The 14,205-nt window shown below is 72.1% G+C and carries 9 protein-coding genes; 6 read left to right on the forward strand and 3 right to left on the reverse strand.

The window, feature by feature from the left end; all coding sequences use genetic code 11:
* Positions 1 to 163: 163 nt before the first annotated feature.
* From ACFV6E_RS15010 to moeZ, 5 genes are all read left to right on the forward strand, one after another.
* A complete protein-coding gene (locus ACFV6E_RS15010) occupies positions 164 to 2,137 on the forward strand; it encodes a DUF3492 domain-containing protein (protein WP_385171048.1) in 1,974 nt (657 codons plus the stop codon).
* On the forward strand, positions 2,134 to 3,612 hold the full coding sequence (locus ACFV6E_RS15015) for a hypothetical protein (protein ID WP_385461877.1): 1,479 nt from the start codon (positions 2,134 to 2,136) through the stop codon (positions 3,610 to 3,612). The genes ACFV6E_RS15010 and ACFV6E_RS15015 overlap by 4 nt, the downstream gene beginning before the upstream one ends.
* Positions 3,613 to 4,420: 808 nt before the next feature.
* A complete protein-coding gene (locus ACFV6E_RS15020; RefSeq protein WP_385461880.1) occupies positions 4,421 to 5,380 on the forward strand; it encodes an NAD-dependent epimerase/dehydratase family protein in 960 nt (319 codons plus the stop codon).
* Positions 5,368 to 6,117: a spherulation-specific family 4 protein gene (locus tag ACFV6E_RS15025; RefSeq protein ID WP_385171040.1), complete on the forward strand. Its 750-nt coding sequence runs from the start codon at positions 5,368 to 5,370 to the stop codon at positions 6,115 to 6,117. Before ACFV6E_RS15020 ends, ACFV6E_RS15025 begins: the two co-directional genes overlap by 13 nt.
* A 99-nt stretch (positions 6,118 to 6,216) precedes the next feature.
* Positions 6,217 to 7,395 (forward strand): adenylyltransferase/sulfurtransferase MoeZ, encoded by a 1,179-nt coding sequence (gene moeZ, locus ACFV6E_RS15030; protein ID WP_385171038.1) that lies wholly within the window; start codon positions 6,217 to 6,219, stop codon positions 7,393 to 7,395.
* Between the two features lie 119 nt (positions 7,396 to 7,514).
* On the opposite strand, the gene ACFV6E_RS15035 is transcribed toward moeZ, so the two are convergent.
* From ACFV6E_RS15035 to ACFV6E_RS15045, 3 genes are all read right to left on the reverse strand, one after another.
* Positions 7,515 to 9,077, reverse strand: a complete 1,563-nt coding sequence (locus ACFV6E_RS15035) for an alpha/beta hydrolase (RefSeq protein ID WP_385461883.1) — start codon at positions 9,075 to 9,077, stop codon at positions 7,515 to 7,517.
* Between the two features lie 114 nt (positions 9,078 to 9,191).
* Entirely contained in the window at positions 9,192 to 10,742 is a 1,551-nt protein-coding gene (locus ACFV6E_RS15040; protein WP_385171032.1) for an alpha/beta hydrolase, read from the reverse strand.
* Between the two features lie 84 nt (positions 10,743 to 10,826).
* Positions 10,827 to 13,547, reverse strand: a complete 2,721-nt coding sequence (locus tag ACFV6E_RS15045) for a lysylphosphatidylglycerol synthase domain-containing protein (RefSeq protein ID WP_385171029.1) — start codon at positions 13,545 to 13,547, stop codon at positions 10,827 to 10,829.
* A 183-nt stretch (positions 13,548 to 13,730) separates the two neighbouring features.
* Here ACFV6E_RS15045 and ACFV6E_RS15050 point away from each other — a divergent pair, with 183 nt between their 5' ends.
* A complete protein-coding gene (locus ACFV6E_RS15050; protein ID WP_385171026.1) occupies positions 13,731 to 14,096 on the forward strand; it encodes an MGMT family protein in 366 nt (121 codons plus the stop codon).
* Positions 14,097 to 14,205: the final 109 nt, after the last annotated feature.

A 14,205-nucleotide genomic window follows, 5' to 3' on the forward strand; every position in this document is an offset into this window, starting at 1 on the left:
ACACCGCCCGCCGTCCTTTTTCTTTATTCACCTCAGGCCGCCCTTCTGGGCCGTGCCACCAAACCCCCCCCCCCCCCCCCACCTGCATGTCCGCTTACGTTCGTCCCGCTGCGAGCCGCCGGAGCGACGGCGGCTCCCCAGACGAGAGATCGGGAGTGCACTCGTGCGGATCGGACTGCTTACGGAGGGTGGCTATCCGTATGTGAGCGGTGACGCCAGGCTCTGGTGCGACCGGCTCGTACGCGGGCTCACGCGACACGAGTTCGACGTCTACGCACTCAGCCGCACCGAACAGCAGGAGCGCGAGGGCTGGATCGAACTGCCGCCCCAGGTCACCCGGGTCCGCACGGCACCGCTGTGGACGGCCGGCGACGACCGGGCCCTGCGCGGCCGCCGCGCCCGCCGCCGCTTCGCCGAGGCTTACGGGGAACTGGTGGACGCGGTCTGCGGAAGGCCGCCGGGGACCGCCGACGGGTCTCCGCTCGTTCCGGGCGGGGACGCGGCCTCCGTTGCGGGGAGGGCCGAGAAGTGCGCGGACGGCGCCGAGGCGGACCGTTTCGGCACCGCCCTCTACGCGCTCGCCGAACTCGCCCGTGACGAGGGCGGTCTCGCCGGCGGCCTGCGCTCCGAGATCGCCGTACGCGCCCTGGAGCGCGCCTGCCGCGTCCCCGGCGCCCTGCGCGCCGCCCGGACCGCCCGTGTACCCGAACTCCTGACCGTCGCCGACCACTTCGCGCGTGCGCTGCGCCCCCTCTCCCTCGACTGGTACGGGGACGACGGGCTCGCCTCGGCCGACCTGTGCCACGCCACGGCGGGCGGTGCGGCGGCGCTGCCGGGCCTGCTCGCCGGGCACTTCTCCGGCGTACCGCTCCTGGTGACCGAGTACGGCGTGCAACTGCGGGCGCACTACCTGGCGTCCGCCGGGGCGGCTCCCGCGACCCGCGCGCTGCTCGCCGCCTTCCACGGCGAACTGGCCGCCGAGGTCTACCGCCGCGCCGCCGCCGTCACGCCCGGCAACACGCATGCCCGCCGCTGGCAGGAACGGTGCGGCGCCGACCGCGCGAAGCTGCGCACGATCTATCCGGGCATGGACGCGTCCCGCTTCGCGGAGGTGGGGGAGCGCGGGGCGGGTACGAGGGGCGGGGCCCGCGCTGGCCGCACTGCCCGGACCGGCGTCACTGCGAGCGCGGCGGGTGTGGCGGGTGCGGTGGGCGGCGTGGGCGTGGCGGGCAGCGCGGGCGTCATGGGTGGTGCGGGCGCGGTAGGCGTGACGGGTGGTCCGGGCGCGGTAGGCGTGACGGGTGGCCGGGACACGGTCGGCGTGATGGGTGGTGCGGACAGTGCGGGTGGCGCGGGCTGTGAGCCGGACACGCTGGTCTGGGTCGGCCGGGTCGAACCCGCCAAGGACCTGGTCTGCCTGCTGCACGCGTTCGCGCGCATCCGCGAGCGGCGGCCCAGGGCCCGGCTGCGGATCGTCGGGGCGGCGGCGGGCGCCGAGGGCGTCGCCTACCTCGGCCAGTGCAGAGCCCTCGCCGCACAGCTCTTCCCCGACGAGGCGGACGGCGCCCACGCGGTCGGCGACAACCCGGTGTCCTTCGAGGAGATCGGCGGCCCTGAGGCCCCGGACCTCGCCGAGGCGTACGCGGCCGGAGCGGTCGTCGTCCTGTCGAGCGTCGTGGAGGGCTTCCCCGTCAGCCTGATCGAGGCCATGTTCTGCGGGCGGGCCACGGTCTCGACCGATGTCGGCGCGGTCGTGGAGGTCATCGGCGGTACGGGTCTCGTCGTGCCGCCGCGCAACCCGCGGGCGCTCGCGGAGGCGTGCCTGGCCCTGCTGAGCGACCCGGAGCGCCGTGCGCGCCTGGGGGCTGCCGCCCGCGCTCGCGCCCTCGAGCTGTTCACCGTCGAACAGAACATCGCGGCATTTCACGGCATTTACCTGGAGGTCGTCTCCCGCTCCCCGGTGCGCGGGGTGGTCGTCGACGCCTCCGGCGAGCCCCTGCCCTTCGGAACGCCGGCGGAGTCCCATGTCCCCGGCCACTGGACCGGCGTCGACCGCCGTCCCACCGCGACCCGCCCCCGCTGGGCCACGGACTCGCCGCCACGGGACGCGGCACCGGTGCGGGAGGGCGCCCGATGAACGAAGCGGCAGGCGTGGCGGATGTCGGGGGCACGACAGACGCGACAGACGTGACGGGCGTGACGGGAGTGACGGGCGCGGAGGACTCGGTCGGCTCCGTGGGCCCGGCGGACGCGCTCGGGCTCGCCGGTCGGCGCGGCGCGGGCGACCCGGTCAAGGTCCTGATGCAGCGGCACCGCGAACTGTGCGAACGAGCCGTGGACCCGCTCGAGATCGCAGCCGGCCTGGAGACGCACGGGATGACCGACCGCACCGCGGCACGCTTCCGGCACCGCGACGTGTTCGCGCTCGCCGAGGAGATGTACGCGCGCGTGCCGCGGGCGGAGGAGCGGACGTCGGCGTCGGCGGCGGGGCCGGAACCAATGTCGGCGAGGGCGCGGGCGCAGGCGCGACTGTCCGAGACACGGGCCGGATCCACCCACCGACCCGGCCGTACGTCCTCCCGCCTGCGGACCCTCGGCCGGGTGGCACTGGTGCTGTCGCCGGGTGCCCTGTGCGCGGCCGCGATGGCGGGCGTCCGGCTGACCGACGGACGGCCACGCCTCACCGTGGCCGCGACCGGCGCCCTCGTTGTCGCACTGGCGCTCGTGGCCGTACTGCGCCACGGCCCCCTCCGCACCCCGCACCGCCCGGCGAACTCCGCCCGCGCGTGGACCTGCTGGCTGCTCGCCTACGCCCTCATCGGTGACGGACTGCTCGACGCGGCCGTCGGCGGCGGCCCCGACGGCCCGTGGCCCCTCACCACCGCACCCCTGTTGGTCCTCACACTGGCCTGTGCCCCGGCGGCATGGTGCGCCCACCTCTTCGCCACAGGCGCCCGCCGAAGGCTGACCGCCAGCCGCGGCCTGGAGGAGTTCACTGCCTCCGTTCGCCCGATGCTCCTCGGCACGTTCGCGCTCTACCTCTGCCTGCTCGGCGCGCTGCTGACCCTGTGCGCCACAGCGCTGGATCAGCCCGTGGCATACGTGCCCGTGCTGTACGAGTCCGTGATGCACGGGCCCGCTGCACACGAGTCCGTGATGCACGGGCCCGCTGCACACGGGTCTGTGATGCCTGGGCCCGCGGCACACGGGTCTGTGATGCCTGGGCCCGCGGCACACGGGTTCGTGATGGACGGGTTCGCGGCACACGGGTCCGTGATGCACGAGCCCGTGACGTACGCCGCGATCGGTGCCCTGGCAACGTTGCTGCCGCTCGCCCGGCTGCTCACCGCGTACGGCTGCACCCGCGCCCCCTCCGTCGCTCTCTGCGCGGCGGGCGCCACCGAGGCGGCCGCCCTGTGCACCGTCTTCGCCGGTCGCCTCCCCGGCTGCTCGGCCGTGGCCGCACCCGTCGAGGCCGTCGTCGGTACGTGGGGACCCGGCGCCGTCCCGGCCGGCGCGTGCGGCGTGGCCGCCGTCGCCCTCCTGATCCACGCCACGCGCGCCCTGACCCGAGCCTCGGCCCACGCCACACCAGCCGGAGCGACACGATGAGGCCCGCCCAGGCCACCCGCAGCGGCGCGGTCCGCGGCAGAACGCCCTGCACAGGTGCGGGGACGACTGCTGCGGCTGCTGCCGACGGCGGCTGCCGACAGGCGTGCGGGCCGGAAGCCGCGGCAGGGCCCGTGCGCTTACCTCGTCCGACCCGAGCCACGCCCACAGCACCCCGGCCCGACTCCCGGACCGGGCGGAAAGCGCACGCCCGGGCAGGCACCCGCCGCCTCCGTCCAAGTCTTCGCCCCCGTCTCCGCCTCCGCCTCCGCCTCCCAAGGCCGTTTCTCACAGCGCCGCGGTCCCGCCCCAGTGCCCGGCCGCGCCCGCAATCGGAGTCACCGCCCCACCTGGCCCGGTCGGTGCCCCGCCCTGTCCGGCCGGCGGCTCATCCGGCCCGACCGCCGGTTCGTCCGGCCCGCGGGGAAGCCGACCCGGCCTGGTCACCTGCGCGTCCGCGCCGGTCGGCAGCCGGTCCGGCCCGGTCAGTTGCTCGTCCGCACCGACCGCCAGGTCGTCCGGACCGCCCGGCAGCATGCCCGGCCCGCTCGGCTAGGTGCGCCGGCCTCGTGCAGGTACACCGACCGCGGCACCCGCATTTCTCGTGCCGCGTCACCGACCACGGCCCCCGGTGCCCGCCACCGCTGTAAGCCGTCACGGCCGTCCTGGACCCGGTCCCCGTCCTGGGCGCCCCCTTTCTCCCGCGGGGCCGACACCGCGGGCCTTCCTTCCCGATTCACAGCACCACCCCTGAAGGAGAACGCCAGATGATCACCTCCCGAATCGGAGAATCCGCCCCGGGAGCCGCCCGATGAGGGTTCTGCTGATCGGTGCCAACGGATACCTCGGCCGCTTCGTCGCCGACAGGCTGCTCGCCGACCCGGCCGTGCAGCTCACCGCGCTCGGCCGCGGCGACGACGCCGACGTACGGTTCGACCTCGCCTCGGGCAGCCCCGGAGCGCTCACCCGTTTCCTGGACGCGGTGCACCCGGGAGTCGTCGTCAACTGCGCGGGCGCCACCCGCGGCGGTGCCCGCGAGCTGACCCGGCACAACACCGTCGCCGTCGCCACCGTCTGCGAGGCACTGCGCCGCAGCGGCTGCGGCGCCCGGCTGGTGCAGATCGGCTGCGGCGCCGAGTACGGACCGAGCCAGCCCGGCTCCTCCACGGCCGAGGACGCCGTCCCGCGTCCCGGCGGCCCGTACGGCGTCAGCAAGCTCGCCGCCACCGAACTGGTCCTCGGTTCCGGTCTGGACGCCGTCGTGCTCCGCGTCTTCTCGCCCGCCGGCCCCGGTACCCCCGCCGGCTCCCCGCTCGGCCGCCTCGCCGAGGCCATGCGCCGTGCCATGCAGTCGGGCGACGGTGAGCTCAAGCTCGGCGGACTCGGCGTCCAGCGCGACTTCATCGACGTACGCGACATCGCCCGCGCCGTCCACGCCGCCTCGCTCTCCGCCGCGCAGGGAGTCATCAACATCGGCTCCGGCCGCGCCGTACGGCTCCGCGACGCCGCCGCCGTCCTCGCGCGCGTGGCCGGCTACGGCGGCGCGCTGCACGAACTGGACGGACCGCCCGGCCCGCTGAGGACATCCATCGGGCACCCCCGCACCGAATCGGACCACGCGGCCCCGGTCGCGTACCCCTACCCGGACGGCTGCGGCAGTTGGCAGCAGGCGGACGTCCGCACCGCCCGCGACCGTCTCGGCTGGCGGCCCCGCATCAACCTCGAGGAATCCCTCGCCGACATCTGGATGGAGGCAGCATGCCGTATCTGACCAGCACCGCAACGGGCGCACCGAGCACGGACCTGGGGCTCGGCTTCGGCATCCCCGGATATGCGCACCCCCTCGTCGCCCCGCTGGAATGGGGCGAACTCACCCGCCCCGGCACCCCCTTGCACTGGGTCGTCCTGAACGTGGCCAACGGCCCCGGCACCCGGCCCGACCCGCACTGCCTGGAGGCGGCCGGCCGACTGCGCAACGCGCGGATCAGGGTGCTCGGACACCTGGATGTCGCCTTCGGCGCGCGCACCTTCGGCGAACTCGTCTCCGACGCGCACCGCTATCTCGACTGGTATCTCGTCGACGGGTTCTTCCTGGACCGCTGTCCCGGTGAGCGGGCGGCGCTCGCGGAGGTCCGCCGCACCGTGGCCACGCTGCGCGCGCTGCGCGACGACGGTCATATCGTGCTCGGCCACGGCACCCATCCCTGTCCCGGTTTCGCCGAGGCCGCCGACCAACTGGTGACCTTCTCCGGCCCGTGGAGCGACTACCGCTGGTCGCAGGTGGCCGAGTGGACGGCCGAGCACCCTCCCGAGCGCTTCTGTCACTTTGTGCACGGCGTGCCGCGCGGGCACCTCGACGAGGCGCTGCGCATCGCCCGCTGGCAGGGCGCCTCCACCATCTACTTCACCGATCGCACTGATCACGGGGGCCGCGGCGAGCCCTGGGAGACCATGCCCGGCTACTGGGACGAGATCGTCTCGCGAGTCGGAACGGGTGTCTCGGAATGAAGAAGCACATGGCACTGTTACAGGGAGCACGACCTCCCTCGCCCTGGTCCGCGCCGGGACGGAGGAGCACCCACTGTTTGACCGATCAACGGAGTTTCCGTGTCGCTGCCACCCCTGGTAGAGCCAGCCTCTGAGCTCACCGTAGACGAGGTCCGCAGGTACTCCCGCCACCTGATCATCCCGGATGTGGGGATGGACGGGCAGAAGCGGCTGAAGAACGCCAAGGTGCTCTGTGTGGGCGCCGGCGGCCTCGGGTCGCCGGCGTTGATGTACCTCGCCGCCGCGGGCGTGGGCACGCTGGGCATCGTGGAGTTCGACGAGGTCGACGAGTCGAACTTGCAGCGCCAGATCATCCACAGTCAGTCGGACATCGGCCGCTCCAAGGCCGAGTCGGCGCGTGACTCGGTGCTCGGCATCAACCCGTACGTCAACGTGGTCCTGCACGAAGAGCGGCTCGAGGCCGACAACGTGATGGACATCTTCAGCCAGTACGACCTGATCGTCGACGGCACGGACAACTTCGCCACCCGCTACCTGGTCAACGACGCGTGCGTCCTGCTCAACAAGCCGTACGTGTGGGGCTCGATCTACCGCTTCGACGGCCAGGCGTCGGTCTTCTGGTCCGAGCACGGTCCCTGCTACCGCTGCCTGTACCCGGAGCCCCCGCCGCCGGGCATGGTCCCCTCCTGCGCCGAGGGCGGGGTCCTCGGCGTGCTCTGCGCGTCGATCGGCTCCATCCAGGTCAACGAGGCGATCAAGCTGCTCGCCGGTATCGGTGAGCCGCTCGTCGGCCGCCTGATGATCTACGACGCCCTGGAGATGCAGTACCGCCAGGTCAAGGTCCGCAAGGACCCCGACTGCGCGGTCTGCGGCGAGAACCCGACCGTCACCGAGCTCATCGACTACGAGGCCTTCTGCGGCGTCGTGTCCGAGGAGGCCCAGGAGGCGGCCGCCGGCTCGACGATCACTCCCAAGCAGCTCAAGGAGTGGATCGACGACGGCGAGAACATCGAGATCATCGACGTCCGCGAGGTCAACGAGTACGAGATCGTCTCGATCCCCGGCGCCAAGCTGATTCCGAAGAACGAGTTCCTCATGGGTACCGCCCTGGAGTCGCTGCCGCAGGACAAGAAGATCGTCCTGCACTGCAAGACGGGTGTCCGCAGTGCGGAAGTCCTCGCGGTCCTGAAGTCCGCGGGCTTCTCCGACGCGGTGCACGTCGGCGGCGGCGTCATCGGCTGGGTCAACCAGATCGAGCCGGAGAAGCCGGTCTACTAGGCTCCGCTCCTCTCCGAGCAGGATCCGGTCCATCCCGAAGGGGCTCGGCACCACGCGTGCCGGGCCCCTTCCGGCATGCCCGGCGGACCGGGGTCCGGCCGGGCGGAAAGCTTTCCGGCCTACGAGGCGCAGACCTTGCCGTCCTTGGGCACCGTCCCCTCCAGCAGATAGCCGTTCACCGTGGAGTCGACGCAGTCGCTCCCGCTGCCGTACGCCCCATGGCCCTCGCCCTTCCAGGTCAGCTCCACGCCGACGCCCTTGCCCAGTTCGTCGGCCATCTTCCGAGTGCCCTCGTAGGGCGTCGCCGGGTCCCCGGTGTTGCCCACGAGCAGGATGGGCGCCGACCCCGGAGCGCTGACCTCCGGGGTCTCGTACTGACCGGCCACCGGCCAGTCGTGGCACCAGCCGGCCGCGTCCCAGCCCATGAAGTCGCCGAACACGGGCGAGAGCTTCTCGAACTCCGGCAGCAGCTTCTTCGCCTCCTCGGGCGTCACCCGCTGCTTGTCGTCCAGGCACGATATGACCCGTTGGGCATGCGTCGTCGTGCCGTAGTGCCCCGAGTCGTCCCGTTCGTTGTAGCCGTCGGCGAGTGCCAGCAGCTCCGTGCCGTCGCCGTCCTCGGCCGCGTCGAGGGCGCTGGTGAGGGAGGGCCAGCCCTGCTTGCTGTAGAGCGGCAGGACGATGCCGGTCAGGGCCAGTGTCTGGGTGAGCTTGCGGTCGCCCGACGTCGCGAGCGGCTTCGCGTCGATCCGCTTCAGCAGGTCCACGATCTTCTGCGAGCCCTGCTCCGGGTCCTGCCCGGTCGACTTCAGATAGTCGTCGAGGGCGCGCTGGAAGCCCTTCGTCTGGTTCTTCGCGTGGCCCACCGTGTCGGCGCTGGGGTCGACGACCGCGTCCAGCACCACGCGTCCCACGTTGTTGGGGAACAAGTGGGCGTACACACCGCCCAGTTCCGTGCCGTAGGACATGCCGAAGTAGTGCGTCTTGTCGTCGCCGAGAACCTGGCGCATCAGGTCCAGATCGCGGGCGGTGTCGGTCGTGGAGACGTGGGACAGCAGCTTGCCCGCGGCCTTCTCGCAGCCCTTGCCGAAGTCCGTCGCGTCCTGGAGGTACGCCTTCTCCTCGGCCGCGTCGTCCGGGGTGGCGTCCACCGATTCGGCGGCCTGGATCTCCTTGTCGCTGCGGCAGCGCACGCCCTCGCTCGCGGAGACGCCGCGCGGGTCCCAGCTCACCAGGTCGTAGCGCTGGTGGAGCTTCGAGACCGTGCTGCCGAACGACGGCATCGTGCCGACGCCCGAGGCGCCGGGGCCGCCGAAGTTGAAGACCAGGGAGCCGATCCGCTCGTCCTTGTCGCCGGTCGCCTTCGAACGGATCAGGGCCAGGCCGATCGTCTCGCCGTCCGGCTTCGCGTAGTCCAGCGGGACCTTCATCGTGGCGCACTGCCAGGAGGAGTCGGGCGCGGGGGAGTCCGAAGTGCCCTTGCAGCCGCCCCAGTCGAGCCGCTGTTTCGTCAGTGAGGCGGGCAGCCCCGGCGATCCGGAAGAGGACGCGGTGGCCGACGGGTCGGAACCGGCCGTGCCGCCGCCCCCGGCGTCCTTGCCGTCATCGGACGAGCCGCTGCTGCAGCCCGCCACGAGCAGTGCGGCGGCGGCCAGCGCCGTCCACCGTGCGAAACGTGCCATGAGTCCCCCCTCGCCAGTGGTCCGCCCGGTGCGGCGGATCACTTGAAGGCAATGGTAGGTGGTGCCGGCCGACGGCCGTCACGTCCTGTGGATAACCTTTTGACCTGCGGTTTTCTAGGAGCAGACGGTGCCGGCACGCGGTACGGTTCCTTCCAGCAGATAGCTGTCGACCGCGTTGTGCACGCACTTGTTCCCGCTGTCGTACGCGCCGTGTCCCTGGCCCTTGTAGGTCAGCTCGACGCCGACCGACGTGCCCAGCGCGTCCGCCATCTTCCGTGCGCCCTCGTACGGTGTGGCCGGGTCGCCGGTGTTGCCGACGACGAGGATGGGCGCCGCGCCGGGAGCGCTCACGTCGGGACGGTCGCCGGCGCCGGCGACCGGCCACTTCGTACAACTGAGCATGGACCAGGCCAGATACTCGCCGAACAGCGGCGAGGCGGCCCGGAACCGCGGGAGCTGCTTCTCCACGTCGGCCGTGGTGAAGCGGGCCTTGTCGTCGGCGCAGTTGATGGCGACGTTCGCCGCCGTCAGATTGCTGTACTCGCCGTCCTCGCTGCGGCCGTTCATCGAGTCGGACAGCAGCATCAGCACCTTGCCGTCGCCGTCGTAGGCGTCCTCGAGCCCTTGGGTGAGGTACTCCCAGTAGTCCTTGGAGTAGAGCGACTGCGCGATGCCGCCGGTCGCGGCCGTCTGTGTCAACTGACGTGGGAAGACGCCCGTGATCGGCTTGCGGTCGAGATCCGTCAGCAGCTTGGCGATGCGGTCCTTGACGTCCTGCGCGGTGTCACCGATCGGACAGTCCTCCGTCTTCGACGTGCAGTCCTTCGCGAAGTTGTCGAGCGCGAGCTGGAAGCCCTCGGCCTGTCCCAGCGAGCTCTGGTCCGGGGTCTGGGTCGGATCGACGACCGCGTCGAACACGGCCCGGCCCACCTTCTTCGGGAACAGATGGGCGTAGACACCGCCCAGTTCCGTGCCGTACGAGATGCCGAAGTAGTGCAGCTTGTCGTCGCCCAGCACCTGCCGCATCAGATCCATGTCGCGGGCCGCGTCGGTGGTCCGTACGTGCGGCAGGGTGTCGCCGGAGTTCTTGTCGCAGGCGGCGTTGAACTTCTTGACGTTCTTCAGCATGGCCTCGCGTTCGGCCGCGTCGTCCGGGGTCGCGTCCTGCTGGAAGTACTCGTCGAGCTGCTGGTCGTCCTCGCACCGCACGCCCGCGCTGCGGCCGACCCCGCGCGGGTCGAAGCTGACCAGGTCGTAACGGGTGCGCAGCTTCGCATAGTCCTTCCCGAAGGCGGGCAGCGTGGTGACGCCCGAACCGCCGGGGCCGCCGAAGTTGAACAGGAGCGAGCCGATGCGCTTGCCGCTGCCGCCGCTGGACTCGGCCCGGATCAGCGCGATGTCGATCGTGTCGCCCTTCGGCTCGTCCCAGTCGAGCGGGGCCTTCATGGTGGCGCAGCTCCACTCCGTACCGTCAGGCAGCGGTGAGGGGGAGCCGCTGCCGCCCTCGGAGCGGGACGGCGCCGGGCAGTCCTCCCAGCTCAGCTTCTGGGCCGTCAGGTCCTTCTGCTCGCCCTTGTCGTCGCTGCAACCCGTCAGCACGGAGGACAGCACGAAGACGGCAGCGGCCGTCAGGACTGCGGTGCGCGGTCGAGGCGGGTTCGGCATGCTCCCATCCTGGGGGCGCGCCGCGCGGGGCGCTCGGGGCGCGGTCCGTGCGGGTGAGCTTCATCACCGAGCACCCCTGTGGGCTCAGAGTGCGCCCTTGCGGGTCAGGTGGTTGAAGAACAGCCATCCCGGCAGCACCGGGAGCCACAGGGTCAGCAGCCGGTACAGCAGCACCGCGGGCGCGGCGACCTCCTTGGGGAGGCCGACGGCGATCAGGCCGACCGTGAGGGTCGCCTCGACGGCGCCCACGCCGCCCGGGGTCGGTGCCGCCGAGCCGAGCGCGTTGCCGGCGAGGAAGACGACCGCGACGCTGGCCAGGCTCAGCGTGGTCGTCTCCTCGTGGCCGAAGGCCCGGATCGACGCGTCCAGGCACATCACGAAGCAGGCCGTCAGCAGCAGCATCCCGCCGATGCCGGTGACCAGCTTCTGCGGCCGCTGGAGCACGTCGAGCATGCGGGGCACGACACCCGCGAACAGCGACCTCACGCGCGTGACGACGAATTTGCGCAGGAAGGGCACCGAGGTGACCACGAGCACCAGGACCGCGACCGTCAGCAGGCCCGCGATGACCGTGCGGGACGGCGACAGCGACGGCGTCTTCTCGGTGCCCGTCAGATAGCCGAACGACAGCAGCATCAGGATGTGGCAGCCGAGACCGAAGAGCTGGGACGCGCCCACACTGGCCACCGCGAGCCCCGGGCGGACACCGGCCCGCTGGAGGAAACGCGTGTTCAGGGCGACACCGCCGACCGCGGCGGGAGCCACGATCTTCACGAACGACCCGGCGACCTGCGCGGCCACGGCCCGCAGGAACGGCACCCGCTCCGGTACGAAGCCGAGCAGGCTCATCGCCGCCGCGAAGTAGCTCAGCGCCGAGAACAGCACGGCCGCGGCGACCCAGCCCCACTCGGCGTCGTCGAACAGGGTCCCGAACTCGATGTGGGTGAGCTGCGACAGCAGGAAGTACGCGCCGATGGCACCGGCGATGAAACTGATCAGCGTGCGCGGCCTGACCCGCTCCAGGCGGGCCGGTTCGACGGGGGCCTGCGGGCGGATCAGCAGCACCTGGTGGCGGATCTGGGTGAGCAGGTCCTCCTCGCGCGCCTCCTCCAGGGCCTCGTCGATCGCCTGCTTCTCGGCCCGCTGCTCCGCGCGCGCGGCCTTCTTGTCGGGCTTCTCCAGGACGACTCCGGTGTCCTGCTGGGCCTGCTCGGCACGGGCGATCTTGTCCTGCCGGGACGCCTCCAGGACCGCCTCGCGCTCGCGCTGGGCGCGCTCCCGGGCCAGTTTCCGCAGCGTCGCGCGCGTGGAGCGCGTCAGGGCGATGGGCTGGAGCAGCGGCAGACAGTCGGCGACCGCGTCCGGGCCGAGGACGCCCACCGCCGAGGCGACCGCGCGCTCGGCGCCGACCCGCAGCCCCAGGGTCGCCAGGAGCTGCGCGATGTCCATACGCAGCACCAGGTCACCGGCCGCGATCTCGCCGCCGCGCAGATCGGTGAGGATGACCGTGCCGGAACGATCCACCAAAATCGCGTCGCCCGCGAGTCTGCGGTGCGCGATGCGGCGCGACTGCAGCGCCCTGACCTGGTGCCAGGTGTCCCGCAGCAGGTCGTCCGTGATCATCTCGTCGGGCAGCGAGTCGAGGGTGCGCCCGCCGGTGTGCTCGTAGACGAGCATCACCGCGTCCGGGCCCAGCTCGGAGGTCGCGATCAGCTTCGGCGCGTTCGCCCCGGCCGCGATGGCCGCGTAGGCGAGCAGCGCCTCCTGCTCCAAGGCCTGGCGCAGCGACTGGAGGCTGCGCCGGGTGGTGATGCCGCGCAGCGTCAGCCGGCGCCAGGCACGGTAGAAGAAGCCCTGGGCCTGCTGCTCGCGGTCGACGACCGTGACGTCCAGGGGCGGGCCGTCCTCCAGGGTGACGAAGTAGCGCCGGCCCCGGTCGCCGTTCTCCACGGTGTCCGGGACCTCTTCGCGGGCCGCGCTCACCGGGTGGAAGCCCACGTGCCGCAGACCCGCCATCAGGGTCCGCCCCGTGGGCCGCACGTTCGGCGAGCCGACCGCGTACAGCGTTCCGTAGGCGACCGTCCAGCCGATCAGCACCGTCAGGATGATCGAGAACGGCGTCGTGTAGCCGGTGACCAGCATCGAGAAGGCGTCGAGGAGCAGGACCACCCACAACACCGCGCGCCAGCGCGGCCGGCGCGACATCCCCACCGCTGTCATGTACGCGATGACCGGCGCGAGATAGCCGTGGACCGGATCGGTGAGCGCGTGGATGTCGCCGGGCGACGGCTGGGTGAGCGCCTCCTGGATGGAGTTGGGGGCGGCCTTGGCCACCCACAGATCGGTGGCGAGCGTCACCCCATGGGCCAGCACCGCGGCGAGGACGCCGTCGGCGATGCGCAGCCCGTCCCGTTTGATCAGCCGCTCGATCGCGAAGGCGACCGGCACCAGCAAGATCGCGATGCTCGACGCCAGACCCGCGATCCGGATCAGCAGATCGGGAGCCTGTCCCGTGCCCTTGTTGATGTCCTGTTCGAGACCCGAGGTGGTGCCGTGCGCGAACGCGGCGATGGCGAGCAGCACCACGACGGCGAGGATGCCGACCAGGAGCCGCATCAGGTCCGAAGGACGGTGCACGCGCGCGGGGAGGAGCGGTTCGTCGCCCTCCACCGCTTCGTTGTGGGAGTCCTCCGCGCAGTTCGTCCGCTGCTCGTCCGCCTCGCCGTCCGGCCGGGCGGGGTCCGGGCACGACGATGCCTCAGAGGTGCCCTCCGCGTCCTCGGGATGCACACCCTGCTGCTTCATCGTCTCTTCTTGGTCTCGTATCACCGGTCACCGCCCGCACGATGGTGGCATGCCCGGTCGGCAGACGGGGGCATGAGGGTGCATTACGGCGGGCGCACAGTCTGCCCCACGCGCGGCCCCGGGGCGAGGGACGGGCATGGCCGCCGCCCCGCACTGTCGGTGGAGTGCGGCAGGATGGGACGGATGAGCGAGCAGAGCCTTCCGGCGGATGCCCTGCCGGAGTACGCGGAGCGGGTCCTCGACGTCGCCGAGCTGATCCCGCCCGGACGCGTCATGACCTACGGGGACATCGCCGAGTGGCTGCAGGAGGGCGGGCCGCGCCAGGTGGGCCGCGTGATGGCCCTCTACGGGGGAGTGGTCCCGTGGTGGCGCGTCGTGCGCGCGGACGGAGCGCTGCTCCCGGGGCACGAACTGGACGCGCTGGGCCACTACCGGACGGAGGGCACCCCGCTGAGGGAGGCAGGGAGGGCGTCCGAGGGCCGTCTCCCGCGCATCGACATGAGACGGGCGCGATGGGACGGGGCTGAGCGCGCGGAGGGTCACAACTGACAGCTTCCGGCATCGGACGGACGAAGGAGGAACCGTTCGTCCGTACGGGGGATCCGGGGCACGCCCGCGGCATGCCGTACGTTCGATCAGGGGGGAACGCACGAGGCAC

It is taken from the genome of Streptomyces sp. NPDC059785, assembly GCF_042732375.1.
Classification (GTDB): Bacteria; Actinomycetota; Actinomycetes; order Streptomycetales; family Streptomycetaceae; genus Streptomyces.

What these genes read in the sequence shown, in the direction of transcription:
- ACFV6E_RS15015 (WP_385461877.1), top strand. Translation starts at nt 2,134, where the DNA reads ATGAACGAAGCGGCAGGCGTGGCGGATGTCGGGGGCACGACAGACGCG.
- ACFV6E_RS15020 (WP_385461880.1), top strand. Translation starts at nt 4,421, where the DNA reads ATGAGGGTTCTGCTGATCGGTGCCAACGGATACCTCGGCCGCTTCGTC.
- ACFV6E_RS15025 (WP_385171040.1), top strand. Translation starts at nt 5,368, where the DNA reads ATGCCGTATCTGACCAGCACCGCAACGGGCGCACCGAGCACGGACCTG.
- ACFV6E_RS15035 (WP_385461883.1), bottom strand. Translation starts at nt 9,077, where the DNA reads ATGGCACGTTTCGCACGGTGGACGGCGCTGGCCGCCGCCGCACTGCTC.
- ACFV6E_RS15040 (WP_385171032.1), bottom strand. Translation starts at nt 10,742, where the DNA reads ATGCCGAACCCGCCTCGACCGCGCACCGCAGTCCTGACGGCCGCTGCC.
- ACFV6E_RS15045 (WP_385171029.1), bottom strand. Translation starts at nt 13,547, where the DNA reads ATGAAGCAGCAGGGTGTGCATCCCGAGGACGCGGAGGGCACCTCTGAG.
- ACFV6E_RS15050 (WP_385171026.1), top strand. Translation starts at nt 13,731, where the DNA reads ATGAGCGAGCAGAGCCTTCCGGCGGATGCCCTGCCGGAGTACGCGGAG.